Source organism: Halobellus ruber, from assembly GCF_014212355.1.
GTDB classification, from domain to species: Archaea; Halobacteriota; Halobacteria; order Halobacteriales; family Haloferacaceae; genus Haloquadratum; species Haloquadratum rubrum.
This window is the reverse complement of record NZ_JACKXD010000003.1, coordinates 157,452-170,542: the sequence shown is the minus strand read 5'-3', so window position 1 is coordinate 170,542 and position 13,091 is coordinate 157,452. Positions and strand designations below refer to the sequence as shown.

General features: G+C 70.1%; 13 protein-coding genes. 3 read left to right on the top strand and 10 right to left on the bottom strand.

The features are described 5' to 3' along the window. Positions 1-147: 147 nt before the first annotated feature. The 3 genes from H5V44_RS09310 to malQ form a co-directional block, all read right to left on the bottom strand. Positions 148-1,113 (bottom strand): DNA-3-methyladenine glycosylase family protein, encoded by a 966-nt coding sequence (locus H5V44_RS09310; RefSeq protein ID WP_185192856.1) that lies wholly within the window; start codon positions 1,111-1,113, stop codon positions 148-150. Between the two features lie 105 nt (positions 1,114-1,218). After that, positions 1,219-2,814: a bifunctional metallophosphatase/5'-nucleotidase gene (locus H5V44_RS09305; RefSeq protein WP_185192855.1), complete on the bottom strand. Its 1,596-nt coding sequence runs from the start codon at positions 2,812-2,814 to the stop codon at positions 1,219-1,221. A gap of 461 nt (positions 2,815-3,275) precedes the next feature. Continuing rightward, positions 3,276-4,772, bottom strand: a complete 1,497-nt coding sequence (gene malQ / locus H5V44_RS09300) for a 4-alpha-glucanotransferase (protein WP_185192854.1) — start codon at positions 4,770-4,772, stop codon at positions 3,276-3,278. Between the two features lie 131 nt (positions 4,773-4,903). On the opposite strand from malQ, the gene H5V44_RS09295 reads away from it, so the two are divergent. Next, the gene (locus H5V44_RS09295) at positions 4,904-5,791 is read left to right on the top strand and encodes an SDR family NAD(P)-dependent oxidoreductase (protein ID WP_185192853.1); all 888 of its coding nucleotides are present in this window, start codon (positions 4,904-4,906) and stop codon (positions 5,789-5,791) included. Between the two features lie 323 nt (positions 5,792-6,114). Here H5V44_RS09295 and H5V44_RS09290 read toward each other — a convergent pair whose 3' ends face one another. The 3 genes from H5V44_RS09290 to H5V44_RS09280 form a co-directional block, all read right to left on the bottom strand. Then, on the bottom strand, positions 6,115-7,368 hold the full coding sequence (locus H5V44_RS09290) for an ArsA family ATPase (RefSeq protein WP_185192852.1): 1,254 nt from the start codon (positions 7,366-7,368) through the stop codon (positions 6,115-6,117). A gap of 211 nt (positions 7,369-7,579) precedes the next feature. Further along, positions 7,580-7,780 carry a hypothetical protein gene (locus H5V44_RS09285; protein ID WP_185192851.1) on the bottom strand — a complete coding sequence of 67 codons (201 nt, stop codon included), beginning with the start codon at positions 7,778-7,780 and terminating at the stop codon, positions 7,580-7,582. A gap of 70 nt (positions 7,781-7,850) precedes the next feature. Next, a complete protein-coding gene (locus tag H5V44_RS09280; RefSeq protein WP_185192850.1) occupies positions 7,851-8,975 on the bottom strand; it encodes a pyridoxal phosphate-dependent aminotransferase in 1,125 nt (374 codons plus the stop codon). A 97-nt stretch (positions 8,976-9,072) separates the two neighbouring features. Between H5V44_RS09280 and H5V44_RS09275 the strand changes: the two genes are divergently transcribed. Continuing rightward, entirely contained in the window at positions 9,073-9,435 is a 363-nt protein-coding gene (locus tag H5V44_RS09275; RefSeq protein ID WP_185192849.1) for an Hsp20/alpha crystallin family protein, read from the top strand. Between the two features lie 90 nt (positions 9,436-9,525). Here H5V44_RS09275 and H5V44_RS09270 read toward each other — a convergent pair whose 3' ends face one another. Beyond that, entirely contained in the window at positions 9,526-10,416 is an 891-nt protein-coding gene (locus H5V44_RS09270) for an ATP-grasp domain-containing protein (protein WP_185192848.1), read from the bottom strand. A gap of 57 nt (positions 10,417-10,473) precedes the next feature. Further along, positions 10,474-11,004, bottom strand: a complete 531-nt coding sequence (locus tag H5V44_RS09265) for a 50S ribosomal protein L16 (RefSeq protein WP_185192847.1) — start codon at positions 11,002-11,004, stop codon at positions 10,474-10,476. A gap of 138 nt (positions 11,005-11,142) precedes the next feature. Here H5V44_RS09265 and H5V44_RS09260 point away from each other — a divergent pair, with 138 nt between their 5' ends. Then, on the top strand, positions 11,143-11,799 hold the full coding sequence (locus H5V44_RS09260) for a type 1 glutamine amidotransferase (RefSeq protein WP_394354532.1): 657 nt from the start codon (positions 11,143-11,145) through the stop codon (positions 11,797-11,799). Between the two features lie 12 nt (positions 11,800-11,811). On the opposite strand, the gene nucS is transcribed toward H5V44_RS09260, so the two are convergent. Together nucS and H5V44_RS09250 are read right to left on the bottom strand one after the other, a co-directional pair. Continuing rightward, positions 11,812-12,573 (bottom strand): endonuclease NucS, encoded by a 762-nt coding sequence (gene nucS / locus H5V44_RS09255; RefSeq protein ID WP_185192845.1) that lies wholly within the window; start codon positions 12,571-12,573, stop codon positions 11,812-11,814. A gap of 83 nt (positions 12,574-12,656) precedes the next feature. Beyond that, positions 12,657-13,091 carry a VanZ family protein gene (locus tag H5V44_RS09250; protein ID WP_185192844.1) on the bottom strand — a complete coding sequence of 145 codons (435 nt, stop codon included), beginning with the start codon at positions 13,089-13,091 and terminating at the stop codon, positions 12,657-12,659.

Genomic DNA, 13,091 nt, shown 5'->3' with positions numbered 1-13,091 from the left:
TAAAATACGGTACGTTTTATATATGAGATTCGGTATTATGGCCAGCACTGTGTACTCCCACACCCCTCGCGCGGGCGCTTCAGCCCCACCGGTGGCGGGTCGTCGACCCTCCGGTACTGACGCCGGCCGGTGGCGTCCCCCGGACGTTCACTCGTCGCCGCGGGCCCGGAGGTAGTAGAACAGGTACGTCTGGGCGTACCCCGCGTACTCGCCGCCCAACTGTTCCCGGAGCGCCCGCGAGGTTTCGGCGTAGCCGCCGCGGTCGCAGTCGGGGTAGTACTCCGCGACCGCGGTTCGGATCCACGTGTCCAACGGGATCGCCTCCAGGGAGCCGAGCGAGAACAGCAGCACGCAGTCGGCGATCTTGTCGCCGACGCCGACGAACTGGGTCAGGTACTCCCGGGCGTCCTCGTACTCGAGTCCCGTCGCCTCGCTCGGGTGGGCCTCGCCGTCGGCGACCATCTCCGCGGTCCGCTTGACGTACGGCGCGCGGTAGCCGAGTTTGCGGTCCCGGAGTTCGGCCTCGGTCCGCGCGGCCAACTGGTCGGGGGTGGGGAACGCGGGCACCGCCTCGCCGGCGAGTTCGTACTCGGTGCCGAACGACGCCGCGAGCGCGACCGACATCCCGTGGACCCGGGCGACGCGCATCTGTGCCGAGCAGATGAACGAGATCAGACACGGGAAGGGCGGGTCGCGGACCAGCCGCAGCCCGCGATAGGCGTCGATCGCCCGCTCGATCAGGTCGTCGTCGGGCGCAGCATCGTAGATCGCGTCGAGGTCGTCGTCGAGCCGGAGCAGGTGAGTCAAAAGCGGGACGGGGTCGTCGGTCGCGACCCACTCCAACCGGCCCTCGCGCTGCCGCACCCGGACCGCGATCGGCTCCGTCGTGACGCCGTCGATCGGCGGCGCGACCGTGTGGTACCACGCGTCGCCGCCCCGGTTGTCCATTGACTCGTACATCCGCCCGTCCGGGCGGTCCCACAGGTACGACTGGCCGCTCTCTAAGGTCGCCTGGAGGTCGAACGGCCCCGCGATTTCCGAGAGGGGGATCGCCCCCGACTCCGTCGCGGCGGCCGCGTCGACGCCGGGTGCGGATCCGGAATCGGCTGTCATTGGTTCGGGGAGGGACGGGGCGGGTATTGGGGTTTCGGTCGCGTGGGTCCGTCACGACCTCGCCGTCGGGAGCCGATGCGCTCGGGTGTCGATGCGACGGCCGTCTCAGAGCCGGGTGATCCGCCCCTCGGTCTCCGGGGAGATGGGCGTCCGCTCCCGGATCCGGTCGATCACGAGCTGTGCGAGTGACGTCTCACCGCTGCCAGTCCGCGCCGCGTCCGGCAGCATCCCGTACCCGTCGCCGCCGTCGGCCATGAAGTTGTTCGTCCCGAGGGTGTATGTCGCCTCGACGTCCAGCGGCTCGCCGTCGACGGTGACATCGGCCGGGTCGATCCGGTCGCCCGATTCGGCGTCGGGGTCCCACGCGAACTCCATCCCGCTGACCTGCGGGAACCGCCCCTCGAGGCTCTCGACCTCGCTGACGCCGTTCTCCAGGGCGTCGTGGAGGGTCCGGCCGCTCACCTCCAGTTCGATTGTCGTGTTGCCGAACGGCAGGATCTGGCGGATGAGCAGGTCGGTGATGTCGCCCGGCGGGTACAGCGTGCCCGTCCGGATCCCGCCGCCGTTCTGGATCACGACGTCGGAGTCGACGTCGGCCCTGATCGCGTCGGCGACGAAGTTGCCCATATTGGTCTCCCCCGTGCGGAGGTCCTCGCCGACGCAGTTGAGCGGGACCGTGCTCTCGCCGATCACCTCGCTGTCGACCTGGCGCCGGTAGAAGTCGGCGACCGCCTCGACGGCCTCGTTCGGCTCGATCTCCTCCTCGCTGACGTCGTAGACGGTGCGGTCGTACGACTGGATCTCCCCGTCGCCGACTTCGAGGGTGACCTCGCCCAGGAAGTCGTACTCGTCGCCGACGAAGGAGAGGACGGTGTCGTTGACCTCGACCGCCTCGTCGAACTGCTCGGCGGCGTCGTCGCCGACGATGACGTCGATCCCGTCGACGTTGGGGGCGATCTCGTTGCGCGCCAGGTCGTTTGCGACGTGTGACATCACGATCACCACTTCGGCGCCCTCCTCGCGCATCTCCGGGACGACCTCGCTCAACGCCGCTGTCGGGTCCCGCACTTCGGCGTCGCCGAGGCTCGTCACCTGCCTGGCCCGCGGGGTCAGGACGCCCGTGATCCCCACTGAGACGCCGGCGATCTCGACGATGTCGTAGCGTTCGGCGCCCTCCGCGCCGGCGAACGCCTCGCCGGAGGGCTCGTCGACGTTGGCGCTGACCCACAGGAAGTCCTCGGTCTCGGAGACCCGCGTCCGGAGGACGTCCGGTCCGAAGTCGAAGTCGTGGTTGCCGAACGTGTCGTGGGTGAGGTCGCCGGCCTCGAAGGGGTCGACGACGTGCTGGCCCTCGAACTCCGAGGACAGCGCCGACGAGCCCAGGTCGTCGCCGGCGCCCAGCCGTAACGTCCGATCCGGCTCGGCGAGGTCGTCCATCAGCCCGAAGTAGCTCTCGATGTTCTCGTTGTCCTCGGCGCCGGCGGTCCCGAGCCGCCCGCCGACGTGGGTGTCGTGGAGCAGCGTCAAAGACTCCGTCGGGACCGGCGTCGCCGTCTGTGTCGCTGTCTCGGTCGGCGTCTCGGTCGGCGCCTCGGTGGTAGCGTCTCCGTCGCCGCCGCCGCAGCCGGCGAGCGTCGCGCTGATACCGGTGGCGCCGAGGTACTTGAGCAACGACCGCCGTCGCATCTCGTCGTCTGACATTACGGATCGAACGAATCCGGGGGTACTGGTTGTAGTTCGGATTGCGGAAAGAATTGCTAAAAAGTTGAAATAATCGGGGCGATCCGTCGTCTCCCTCGCACGAATCGGTTAATTCATCCAACGATCGGTAACCGCCGAAGACGGACCACCGCCGACGCCGACGACCTGCGACGCCCACCGGGAACTGCACCCGACCGGGGGCGTCGTCGACCCGCGCGAGGATCCGCTCGTAGAGCGCGTTCCGGGTGATCGCGAAGCCGACAACGCCCGGGGAGAACAGGACGCCGGCCGACTGGTCCGTGAGGGCGCCGGCGATCCCACCGGCGGCGACCGCGCCGCACACGAGCCGGAACAGGTTCCGTGCGTCGCCGCTCCGCCGCGTGTTCGACGGCCAGGCGGGGTGACCGTCGCCTCGATCACGAGGTACGCGCCGGCCGCGGCCGACCCCCCGCAAGCGCCGGCTAATTCCGGATCTGCTCGTCGGTCAGCCGGGCGAGCCGCTCGGCGTCGGCCTCGCGGAACGCGGCCTCCGTACACCGCCACGTCCAGTTGCCGGTGGCGGTGCCGGGGCGGTTGAACCGCGCCTCGGCGCCGAGTCCGAGCACGTCCTGGACGGTCGTGAACGCCAGCACGGCGTCGGAGCGCCACACCGCCTCGATCACCGACCAGTTGATCTCCGAGCCGTCGGCGCCGACGTTGTAGTGGAGACAGTCACGCTGGCGGTCGGACAGCGACTCGTAGTAGCCCACGAGGGTGTTGGTGTCGTGGGTCGAGGTGTAGCCGACGCTCCCCTCGGGGTAGTGCATCGGCTGGTACATATCCCCCTCCCGGCACCAGTCGGCGTAGTGGGGCACCCGCATCGACGGGAACCCGAATCGCTCGCGGAGGTCGACGACCCCTTGATCGAGGAACCCCAGATCCTCCACGATGAACGGCAGTTCGCCCAGCTCCCGTTCGACGGTCTCGAAGAAGTCGTGGCCGGGCGCCTCGCGCCACTCGCCGGCCGCGGGGTCGTCGGCGCCGGCCGGGATCGCCCAGAACTCGTCGAACCCCTTGAAGTGGTCGATCCGGGCGACGTCGACGAGGTCGAGCAGGCGATCCAGCCGGTCGAGCCACCACCCGTAGCCGGTCTCCCGGAGGGTGTCCCAGTCGTAGACCGGATTTCCCCACCGCTGGCCGTCGTCGCCGGGGTTGGGCGGCACCCCCGCGACCGCCGCGGGATCGTGCTCGGGGGTCAGGTCGAACGCCTCGGGGCTCGCCCACACGTCGGCGCTGTCGAGTGCGACGTAGATCGGGAGGTCGCCGACGAACTCGACGCCGCGCTCCTCGGCGTACGCCCGGAGCGCGCGCCACTGCCGGTCGAAGACGAACTGGACGAACTCCCGATACTGGATCTCCGCAGCCAGTTCCTCCCGGTGGGCCGATAGGGCGTCGGGGTCGCGGGTCCGGATCGACTCGGGCCAGTCGGTCCACGCGCCGTCGTACCGCGTCCGCAGCGCCATAAACAGCGCGTAGTCGTCGAGCCACGCCGACTCCCGCTCGCGGAACGCCTCGAACGCCGCGCGGTCGTCCGCGGCGGCCTCCTCGCGGAACCGCGCTGCAGCCGTCCGGAGCCGGTCGGTCTTGTACGCCCTGACGCGGTCGTAGTCGACGCGGTCGCCGGGGAAGTCGGGGACCGCTTCGCCTTCGACCGCTCCGGCGTCGAGGTAGCCGTCGTCGACGAGCCGGTCGAGGCTGAGCAGAAGCGGGTTGCCCGCGAACGCCGAATACGACTGGTAGGGGGAGTCGCCGTGGACCGATGCGGTCGGCCCCAGCGGACAGAACTGCCAGTAGGACTGCTCGGCGGCGGCGAGCCACTCGACGAACGCCCGGGCGCCCTCGCCGAGGTCGCCGATGCCGTGTGGGCCCGGCAGCGAGGTGAGGTGGCAGAACACGCCCGCCGATCGGTCGAATCGCATACTCGACCCACCGCCGCGGGGGCATTAAGACTGTGGCACTCGGCGGCGACCGGCCGGACGTCGCTCCGACGGGGACCGCCCGCCGCGCCGAACCGCCCACAGTTAACACCGCCCGGGGCGTTCCCCCGAGCGTGCACCCGAAGACGGTCCTGATCACCGGCTGTTCGTCCGGGATCGGTCGCGCGACGGCGCTTGCGTTCTTAGAGGAGGACTGGGTCGTCTACGCCACCGCGCGCAACCCGGCCGACATCGAGACGCTCGGCGAGGCGGGCTGTCGGATCGCGACGCTCGACGTCACCGACCCCGACGACGTCGGGCGGGTTGTCGAGCGCGTCGTCGACGAGGAGGGCCACCTCTCGTGTCTGGTCAACAACGCCGGATACGCGCAGTTCGGTCCGGTCGAGGACGTCCCGACCGAGAAGGTCCACCGGCAGTTCGACGTGAACCTCTACGGCCCCCACCGGCTGCTGCGGGCGGCGCTGCCGCAGATGCGCGACCAGGAGGAGGGAACGGTCGTGAACGTCTCCAGCGCCGCGGGACGGCTCTCCTTTCCCGGCGGCGGGATCTACGCGGGCTCGAAGTTCGCCCTGGAAGCGATGAGCGACGCGCTCAGAAACGAGGTCGACGAGTACGGCATCGACGTGGTGTTGATCGAGCCGGGGCCGGTCGAGACGTCGTTCACCGAGCGTGCCGAGTCCGAAGTCTACGGGGATGGCGGCGACGACGCGGACGGTGCCGATGTAGACGGCGACGCCGGCGACGGCGACATCCCCGGAATCGACCGCTCCGGCGCCTACGACTCCTTCTACGACCTGTTCTCCGACACCCGGCTCGTCGGCGGCGGCGGACTCGGCGCCATCCCGCCGGAGCGCGTCGCCGAGGACATCGTCGACGCGGCCTCCTCGACGAAGCCGAAGGCGCGCTACCAGCCGGGGACCGCCGCGCGGGTCGGCGCACTCGCCCGCCTTCTCCCGTCGCGGTGGCTGGATACGGGTTATCGGTACCTCCGGAAGCTCTGAGACGGCTTGTTCCGGTGGATTACCCGCACGGGTCCGCGATGACCGGCAACCGAATCGAGGGCGTCGTAGCACTCGTTCAACATCAAACATCGGCCGTCCGAACCAGACGGGCGCTCTACCGCATCGAGTGACGGGTTTCGACACCCCGAGGTGTCGAACGTTCCCACGTAATCATAGTACCGTTTGCAGGTCTTCGCTCACTCGATCGCACGACGGCGTGCGATCGGACGTGCAACCAGTTGCAAACGCCACTATAACCCGCCCGGGGAAGCGTTCTCTAACACCCCCGATTACAGCGGGGTCGACGGCCTACCAGCGGCCCCTTACCCCAGACACGCCGCCACGACGCGCAACGCTTCCTCGCCGCGGACCTCCTCGGCGAGCAGCGGCACCCGCTTTACCTCCCGGCCGCGGAACAGGTCCGTCGCCCGCCGGATCGCGTCCTGTTGGACCTGCCACCGGCGTTGACAGAACTCACACGCCTCCGGGTTCGGCGAGACGACCCACCGGTCGTCGACCGTCGACGCCGTCGCGTCGCCGGGATCCGCCATCACCCGGTTGACGACGAGGGTCTGGACCGGGATGCCGTAGCCGTCGAGTCTGTCGACCAGCCGCTCGGTCTCGACGACGCTCATCTCCTCGGGGATCATCACGACCCGGAAGTCGGTCTTCGCGGGGTCACGGAGCACGGTTCGCAGGCGCTCGATCCGCTCGCGGAGTTCCTCGAGGTCGGGCCCGCCGGCGTCGTCGCCGCCCATCCCGAACATCCCCTTGACGCCCTCCATCACCCCGGAGAACTGCTGGCGGAGCTTCGCGATCCGGCCGAGCATCGAGTCCATCATCTCCGGGAGTTCCAAGAGTCGGAGGGTGTGGCCGGTCGGGGCGGTGTCGACGACGACCCGGTCGAACCGCGGGTCGTCGAGGTACTCCAGGAGTTGCTGCATCGCCGCCGCCTCGTCGGCGCCGGGCATCGCCCCCGGATCCATCGCCCCCCCGAGGAGGTCCTCCATCCCCCCGAGGTCACCGAACGGCGACGTGTCGCCCGGCCCGTCCGCGCCGAAGGGGTCGTCGTCCGGGCCGACCCCGCCGGAGCCGCCGTTCCCGCCGAAGCCGGCTTCCGGCCCGTCCGCGTCCCCACCGACATCGCCGGCCGCGCCCCCGCCGAACGGCCCGGCAACGGCGGTATCGGGGTCGATCTCGGCGGCGTAGAGCGGCATATCCTCGCGGATCCGCGTCGGCTGCGCCGGGACGTCGTAGTCGAGGGTGTCGGACAGCGAGTGCGCGGGGTCGGTGGAGACGACGAGCGTCGCGGTCCCCGCGGCCGCCGAGGACAGCGCCGTCGCCGCCGCCATCGTGGTCTTGCCGACGCCGCCCTTGCCGCCGTAGAGGACGTACTCGGGCGCGTCGATCCCCTCCGGCAGCGTCTCGGCGTCCGTGGCGGTCTCCGGAACGCCCTCGCCGTCGGTCCCGCCGGCGTCCTCGACGGGTTCGACGTCGATGGTGGTGTCCTCCTCGCCCGGGTCGGCGTCTACGCTCCGGTCGTCGGGGTCGGCGGCCTCGACGTCGGATCCTGACATACGGGACGCGAGGCGGCGGGGACTTGTGTACTTCCCGGTCGACGTCAGTACTGTGCAGTTAGAAACGAGATCGTCGGGATACGTGCGAGGACGACCTCGGAAGTCCCCGCCCGACGGTGGACCCTCGGTCAGCCATCGCGTACCTGAGCACCGGCCTGCCATCGGGCAGTGGCCGTCGACTGTCGCGGCGATGGCTACCCAGTCGTCGGAGCTATCCGAACCCGCCGATCCACAGCACCGCGCCGAGCGTGGCGAACACGACGCCGAGAACGATTCCGACGGCGAGTCCGAGGTTACCGCCGATTCCGAGCATCAGGACGAACGCCACCGCCGCCCATCCGAGGACGATCTTCGATTTCCCGAGGGTCGTCAGCGAACGGAACTCGTCGGCGGGGAGCCATCGGCTGCTCATCTCGTCTCCCCGATCGCCGCACGGACGCAAAGACCTGATGGAATCCGGTCGGCCGGTCCCGGACGCGGCGTTACCCACCCTCGAAGTACGCCGCCAGCCGACCTGCAGCCTCGTCGACGCGGTCGGTACACAGCGTAAAGCGGATCCACTCCTCGTAGGTCTCGCCGAACGCCGCCCCGGGCATCGCGGCGACGCCGGCGTCGTCGATCAGCCGCTCGACGTTCTCAAGCGTCCCCGGGAAGCCGTCGAACCGAGCGAGGACGTAGAACGCGCCCTCGGGCGTCGTGTACTCGGCGCCGGCGGCGTCGAGCGCGGCGGTGAAGTCGTCGATCCGCCCGCGGAGGGTGTCGCGGATCGACTCGTAGTACGACGGCGGGGTCTCCCGGAGCGCGGCCGCCACCGCCGCCTGCGCCGGGCGGCTGACCGCGACGTTCACAAGCGTGTGTCTGGTCAGCGCCGCCTCGATCTGGTCCTCCGGAAACACCGCGTAGCCGACGCGGAACCCCGTGATCCCGAGCGACTTCGAGAACGACGTGGTGACGACGACGTTGTCGCGATCGAGCGTGAGCGCGCTCTCGAAACGGCCCGAGAGGTCGAAGTGGTCGTACACCTCGTCGGCGACGAGCAGGGCGTCGAAGTCGGCCGCGACGTCCGCCAGCGCCGCGACCGCGTCGGGGCTGTAGACCGCGCCGGTCGGGTTGTTCGGGGTGTTGACGACGATCGCGGCGGTGTCCGCGGAGGCCGCATCACGCATCGCCTCGACGTCGACGTGGCCGTCCGCGGCGACGGGGACGCGGGTCACCTCCCCGCCGAGCATCGTCGTCCGGCCCGGGTAGTACGGGTAGACCGGGTCCGTCACGAGGACCTCCGACCCCGGCTTCCGGTCGAGCGCCTCCGCCATCGCGAGGTAGTTGGCCTCCGCGGCGCCGTTGGTCACGACGACCCGCGATTCCGCGACCCCGCGTCGCTCGGCGATCTGACTGCGAAGTTCCGGGAGTCCCTCCCGCGGGGGGTACTGGAAGCTCTCGGGGTCGCCGTCGGCGTACTCCTTCAGCCCCTCCCGCAGCGCCGCCGGCGGCTCCCAGTCGGGGTGGCCCGAGACCATCCGCACGACGTCGGTGTCGGCCGCCGCGGCGTACTCGATGACCCGCTGGAAGAGCGGTTCCTCGTAGGCGTCGTCGTCAGTGTCTGTCATCCCGTCTACGTCCGCGGTCGGTCGCGGCCGACCTGTGTCTTTCGACACGCTGCCGGGGGGAGAAGGCTTTTGATCGGAACGCCCTAACACCTACTCGATGAACGACGACCGCGACGACCCGTTCGACGACTTCTTCGAGGGGATCGAGCGGATGATGGACGAGATGACCAGCGACGACGCCGCCGGGTTCGCCTCCGAGACGCACGTCGACGTCTACGACGAGGGCGAGGAGCTCCGATTGGTCGCCGACCTCCCGGGCGTTCGGAAGGAGGACGTCGAACTGAAATGCGACGGCGAGGTGCTCACCGTCACGGCCGCGGGCCAGCGCCGGGAGTACGACGAGCGCATCCGGCTGCCGGTCCGGGTCGACGAGCACAGCGCCGCTGCGACGTTCAACAACGGCATCCTCCAGGTCACGCTGGATAAGATCGACGACTCCGCGTCGATCGACCTCGACTGACGACTCCTCATACGGATTATTGTAGTCAATTGCCGGTCATCGCCCACCCCGTCTCCGGCGATGACCGGTAATTAGTTACGATAATCCGTATCAGTCCCCGTCGGCGGTTCTGCGGATCACTCCCGCCAGCCGGTCCCAGAACCCGGTGTCGTACTTCCCGTCGTCGATGGTCGGCCGCGCGTTGGTCTCGGAAACGACCGCCCGGCCCTCCGAGACGAGCAGGTCGACTCCGAGGTAGTCGATCTCCAGCACGTCGGCCGTCTCGACCGCCAGTTCGCGGAGGGTGTCGTCGACGTCGGCCGCGACGGCGGTCGCCCCGCGGTGGACGTTGTGCTTCCAGCCGCCCCCCGCGTCGTCGGGGTCGCCGTTTTTTCCGTTCACCGCGCCGTCGGGCCGCCGGCGCTCGACCCCGCCGACGACCGTCCCGTCGACCACCATCAGCCGGTAATCGCGGGCGTCGGGGAGGAACTCCTGGAGCAGATACGACTTGTCGCCGGTCGCCCGGAACTCGTGGATCAGATCCGCGTAGTCGCTCACCCCGAGCAGGGAGTCGCGGTCGTGGACCTTCGCGACGCCGATCCCGCGGGTCGCGGAGTTCGGCTTGATTACGATCGGAAACCCGATATCGGCGGCCGCCGCCGCGACCGCGTCGTCGTCAGCGGGGTTCGAGACGACCCTCGTCTCCGGGACCGGGAGGCCGGCCCGCGAGAGCCGCGCGATCACGCCCGCCTTGTTCCGGGAGGTCGCCACTGCGGCCCGCCCGTTCACCCACGGGAGCCCGCGACGGCCGTCGACGACGCCGCCCGCCATCAGCCGCGCGGGATAGACGAACCCCGCGTCGAAGCGCCGCTCCGGGGACGAAGAGAGGTCGACCACTCGTCCCGTCGTGTCGAGGTGCTCGACCGCGATGTCGCGGGCCGCAAGCGGGTCGCGCATTCGGTCGAGCGTCTCGGCGGCAGTGGTCACGGCGAGCCGAAGCATCACTCACACGACGTGGCGGCGGGACAAAAAGCGAGCGGGTGCGGGGGGCTCCGATCCTTACGAGACCAGCAGCTTCTCGCCCTTCTCGACGTCGACCCGGCAGGGTGGCGACATCTTGTTGTACGCGCGACGGAGCGCGTCCTTCGCGACGTCGGCGTCCTCGGGATCGCAGTAGATGGTGAACACCCGCTCGCCGTCCTGGACGCGGGCGGCGGTGCCGACCGGCTTGCCGAACGCCTGGCGCATCCCGTCGGAGACGCGGTCCGCGCCCGCGCCGGTCGCCTGTTTGTTCTCCCGGAGGATCTGGTGGGGGAACTTCCGGAGAACCATCTTGTAGTTGTCCTGACCCACCTCCTTGAGCATCACGCGGTTCGCCGAGAGGCGCGCCGATTCCAGCGAGCCGTGGCGGACCTGACACTCCTCCTCCAGGCGGAGGCTGATGTGGACCGGATAGTCCTGCGGATCGGACTGGAGGTTGCCCATATTGTGCTGTGCGATCTTCGAGCCGGGGATGCCCGTGACGTAGTCGCGTCGGGTGTAGGACGGCTTCGAGAGCTCCCGGTACATCGAGGCGGGTTTTTCGGACATAGTTACTTGTGAAGGACAAGGCAGATTCGGCGTAAAAGCGCTTCGAAGCGTGCGTCGGTTCCGGCGATTTCCCCTCCCCCGAACGCCCGTATCCCGGCTGCAACGCTTATATCGGATCATCGCATAGGTTCGGCCGTGATCCTCGTCCTCCAAAACGAGGTCGACCCCGACAACCGCTACTTCGTCCCGGAGATCCGCCGCCACCTCGCCGCCGCGGGTGCGACCGTCCGGGTCCACCCCTACGCCGACACCGGCGGCCGCCCCGACGCCCTCCGTGACGCCGACGCGGTCGTCCTCTCCGGCAGCACCGCGGGCGTCTACGAGACCGACACCTACCCGTGGATGGACGATCTCGGGGCACTGGTCCGGGAGCTCCGCGACGACCGCGTTCCGATGCTCGGCATCTGCTTCGGCCACCAGCTCATCAACGACGCCTTCGGCGGCCGCGTCGAACACCGCGGCCTCCGGAAGGGGATCGAGACGGTCCGGTTCGGCGACGACCCCCTCTTCGAGGGCGTCGGTTCCCGCGTTCCGATGGTTCACGGCGACTACGTCGTCGAGTTGGGCGACGGACTCCGGCCGATCGCCGACGCCGACTACCACGAGCACGTCGCCACGCGCCACCGCGAGGCGCCCGTCTGGACCGTCCAGTACCACCCCGAACTCACCGAGACGCTGCTTCCGCAGATCGACACGGACTTCGGGTGGCCGACCGACCCCGCCGACCGTGACTTCTCGACGGTGACAGTCGAGCGGACGCTCGCGAACTTCGTCGACCTCGCGAGCGAGGCCTGAGCGGGACGAGCGTCACTCCGCGGCGTCGTCGGTATCAGGCTCGACCGCAGCCCCGTCGCCGTCGGGCGGCGACAGCGCCACGAACTCCAGGCCCTGCTCGTCCAGCAGCGCGGCCGTCCGGTCTGTGACCGACGGCGCCACCAGGATCCCGCGCACGCCCTCCTCGGGGAACTCCTCGTCTATGGCCTCGACGTACCGGCGGAGCTGGCTGGCGGCCGAGGGGCCGACCCGCCGGCGCTTCAGTTCCACTACCACCGGCCGGCCGTCGGCGTCGGCGCCGAAGACGTCGACGGGACCGGCGGCGGTCTCCCGCTCGGTCGCGGTCGGCTGAAACCCCGGTTCGACGAGCTCCGGTTCGTCGAGGATCCGGCTCCGGAGGTCCTCCTCGCTGCCCGTCAGCGCCAGGTCGCTGCGGTCCTGGATCTCGTAGACGGTCAGCTGTTCGAGCCGGCGGAAGTCGACGTCGAGGCGTTCGGCGGGCGAGGACCGCTCGCTCCGGATCCGGAGCCGACCGTCGCGCAGGCTGGCGTACTGCGTACACCCCGGCGGTTGCCAGTTGACCGGCTCCCGGTTCTCGTCGGTGTGGACGAGCACCGTGCCGTCGGGCTTGCAGACGACCAGCCGGTCGCCGGGGCCGAGATCCGACGACGCGCGGCCGTCGTAGTCGACGGTACACCGCCCGAACGCCGTCACCATCCGCCCCTCCTCGAAGGCCGTCTCCAGAAGCGAGAGGGCGTCCCGGTGGGCGGGGCGGTGGAGCGTCGTGACCGACATCGGAGTTCGGCCTGGCGTTAACACCAGCCGGGTAAAAACCGCGCGTCCGGTCGGGTGCCGGTACCGACGCCCGACTGTCGCCGCTACCGCCGCCGCAGGCGGCCGACCGCCGCACGCGACCCCGCCCCGAGGGCCGCGCCGACCGCGTTGACGAGGGCGTCGTTCACGCTCGCCGTCCGGGCGGCGACGGGCGCCTGGAGGAGTTCGACCCCGACGCCCGCCGCCGTCGCGACGGCCACCGTCACGAGGACGGCGTTCGACCCGTCGGGGCCCAGCCCGTCCACGAGGAGCCACGCGAGGACGCCGTACGCCACCAGGTGGGCGACGGCGAACGCGGCCGCGCCGCCCGCGCCGGCCGCCGTCGTCGACGCCCCGAGCAGTTCGAGGATCGCGGCCGGATCGACGAGCGACGCCGCCACGACGGCGAGCGTCCACCCGACCGCGGCGCGGCGCACGCGACGGCGGGCCGGCCCCGTCGCGGCGTCGCCCGACTCCTGGGCGCCGTCGTCGCCGGTCAT

What these genes read in the sequence shown, in the direction of transcription:
- H5V44_RS09310 (WP_185192856.1), bottom strand. Translation starts at nt 1,113, where the DNA reads ATGACAGCCGATTCCGGATCCGCACCCGGCGTCGACGCGGCCGCCGCG.
- H5V44_RS09305 (WP_185192855.1), bottom strand. Translation starts at nt 2,814, where the DNA reads ATGTCAGACGACGAGATGCGACGGCGGTCGTTGCTCAAGTACCTCGGC.
- malQ (WP_185192854.1), bottom strand. Translation starts at nt 4,772, where the DNA reads ATGCGATTCGACCGATCGGCGGGCGTGTTCTGCCACCTCACCTCGCTG.
- H5V44_RS09290 (WP_185192852.1), bottom strand. Translation starts at nt 7,368, where the DNA reads ATGTCAGGATCCGACGTCGAGGCCGCCGACCCCGACGACCGGAGCGTA.
- H5V44_RS09285 (WP_185192851.1), bottom strand. Translation starts at nt 7,780, where the DNA reads ATGAGCAGCCGATGGCTCCCCGCCGACGAGTTCCGTTCGCTGACGACC.
- H5V44_RS09280 (WP_185192850.1), bottom strand. Translation starts at nt 8,975, where the DNA reads ATGACAGACACTGACGACGACGCCTACGAGGAACCGCTCTTCCAGCGG.
- H5V44_RS09275 (WP_185192849.1), top strand. Translation starts at nt 9,073, where the DNA reads ATGAACGACGACCGCGACGACCCGTTCGACGACTTCTTCGAGGGGATC.
- H5V44_RS09270 (WP_185192848.1), bottom strand. Translation starts at nt 10,416, where the DNA reads ATGCTTCGGCTCGCCGTGACCACTGCCGCCGAGACGCTCGACCGAATG.
- H5V44_RS09265 (WP_185192847.1), bottom strand. Translation starts at nt 11,004, where the DNA reads ATGTCCGAAAAACCCGCCTCGATGTACCGGGAGCTCTCGAAGCCGTCC.
- nucS (WP_185192845.1), bottom strand. Translation starts at nt 12,573, where the DNA reads ATGTCGGTCACGACGCTCCACCGCCCCGCCCACCGGGACGCCCTCTCG.
- H5V44_RS09250 (WP_185192844.1), bottom strand. Translation starts at nt 13,091, where the DNA reads ATGACCGGCGACGACGGCGCCCAGGAGTCGGGCGACGCCGCGACGGGG.